Consider the following 2,285-nt stretch of genomic DNA (forward strand, 5'->3'; position numbering starts at 1 on the left):
CTTGGTCCGGTTGTTGCTACTTCCCACCTGGCACTACTTCCTCTGGAACCTCAGGTCCCAGTCTCCAGGTGCCCACGATCAAGGGGAAGCTTCAGCTCTGCCCTTTACCTGTGTGCAAGGAAGATCATCAGTGCGACATTGGCAAGGCTTGTGTTCACGTTCGCACGGCTAGGACGCCGGATGCCGCAGGACCCGCACCACGTCTGCCAAGCCCAGGTGTGCCTCACGGCCGACTACACGTGCCAAACGCGCCGGTCCCGGACCGTCCCCGGGTAGGTGGCACCCTCTGGCCCACCCAGATCAGCTGGTCGGTGTCCGCAGGCCTTAAAACCGCTCGTCGACATCATGACGAAGAGATCAGGGTTCTCGGCGCCCACGACTTTCACCTGGTATGCCGAGTCGGCGGGCGTGTCGACTGACGGCACGTCAAGATGGGTCGGCGGGCGAAGTCGTATGTCCGGGAGCAGGCCCGTTCACCATCGAAGGAGCAAAGCCATGCCTCGGCTATCGAGCCGCACCGTCGGCGCTTCCCCGGCGACCCGACTCCGCAAGGGAGCCCTCCATCTGGTGTTCCGGCTGCCGGAGGGCGTCAAGCGCCGTATCGCCGGCCCTGCCGTGCGGATCGACGGCCGGGAACTCGCCCTCGACGCCCAGCTCCTGATCGCGCTGCGCAAGCGGCAGGGCGCCGTCCGCCTGGTGGTCGGCGACTCCCCAGACGAGATCCGCGAAGCCGTGCGGACCCGTCAGCACATCCTCGACGGGCCCCGCTACGGCACCGTCATCGACCGCGACATCCAGATCGATATCCCGGACGGCAAGATCCTCGCCACCCTCCACACACCCGCGGGCTGCCCCGATCCCTCCCCGTTGCTGATGTTCTTCCACGGCGGCGGCTGGGTCATCGGCAGTCGTGCCGAATACGCTCCCCTCACGCGCTTTCTTGCCCACCACGCCGGGGTGCGCGTACTGTCCGTCGACTACCGGCTGGCACCGGAGCATCCCTTCCCGGCCCCCTTCAACGACGCGCTCGCCGCCTTCGACCACGCCCACGCCCACGCCGCCGAGCTGGGCGTCGATCCCCAGCGGATCGCCGTGGGCGGCGACAGTTCCGGAGGCAACCTCGCGGCGGCCCTTTCCCGCGCCGTGATGGAACGGCAGGGCCCCCGCCCCTCGCACCAGTTCCTGTTCTATCCGGCCACCGACCTCACTCGGCGCCATCCCTCCCGTGAACGGCTCGCGAACGGCTTCATGCTGACCGACGACGACATCGAGTGGTTCGAGAACCACTACGCACCGGCCTCCGCCGACCGCTCCGATCCCCGCCTGTCCCCGCTCCTCGGCGAGGCTTCCCCCGGGATCGCCCCCGCCTATGTCGCCGTCGCGGGCTTCGATCCCCTGCGCGACGAAGGTGAGGCGTACGCAACCGCCCTGGAGAAAGCCGGGGCAACAGTGACCCTGGACCGGATGGACGACCTCATTCACGGGTACCTGAACTTCTACGCCCTGGGCCCCCGCTTCCGGGCCGCCGCCCTACGCACAGCGGAAGCGATCCGCACAAACCTGAGCGAAAGGAACTGACACCACTACCGAGCGGGGCCCCGCATCAGGGTGTTCGCCTCGAGGAACTCGCCGAGGGCAGCGCCCTGCCCTCCGTCCGGGGCCGCCCTCGTGATCTGCGCATCAGCATCATCACCAACCGCGCTGCACCGAGCCGGCCGCCGAGCGGTTCATCGCCAGGGTCCCCCCGCAAGGGCGCCTACGCCCTGCCGCTAGACCCGGCGCTCGTGCGTGAGCAAGACTGCGCCAGGTGCAGGAAGGCTTGCAGACGGCCCTGGACGCCGCCCAGCGCGCCGACCTCGACTGCGAGGCCCTCGTCCCGATCCTGAACGGACTTACGCCGGGCCGAACACGAGCACGCCTAGCATCAGGAGTATCTCCCCCTTGGTCAGGCCCCCGCCTTACTTCGGTCAACAATCCAGCCGCCCGGGAGCGACGCTGGGGACGCAGGAATTCACAGTGCCGACCCGACCGCACCGTCCGCAGCCGATTGGAGGGTATCCGCCTCGGACGCAGTGTGGGGGTCGGGCACCGTGGCCGCCGCAGCGGCGGCGAGGTCGAGGTGGGAGTTCATGTCCAGCTCTACTCGGGCAAACACAAGAAGCACGGGATGAACGTGCAGGTCATCGCCGGCCCCTTCGGCCGGCTGCTGTGGGCCTCACCCGCTCTTCCCGGGGCCGTACACGATGTCCGCGCAGCCCGCGAGCACGGCATCATCGACGCGCTCA

At 68.4% G+C, this 2,285-nt stretch carries 1 protein-coding gene and 1 pseudogene; both read left to right on the forward strand.

Going from position 1 to position 2,285, the window contains the following annotated elements:
* Nucleotides 1-495 precede the first annotated feature (495 nt).
* Nucleotides 496-1,578, forward strand: coding sequence for an alpha/beta hydrolase (locus tag ABZ532_RS31505; RefSeq protein WP_361291412.1), 1,083 nt, complete (start codon nucleotides 496-498; stop codon nucleotides 1,576-1,578).
* Between the two features lie 562 nt (nucleotides 1,579-2,140).
* Nucleotides 2,141-2,285 (forward strand): annotated as a pseudogene (locus tag ABZ532_RS31510) (transposase family protein); the annotation flags it as partial.

Origin of the sequence: Streptomyces sp. NPDC019396 (assembly GCF_040632375.1) — a bacterium.
Taxonomy (GTDB): domain Bacteria; phylum Actinomycetota; class Actinomycetes; order Streptomycetales; family Streptomycetaceae; genus Streptomyces.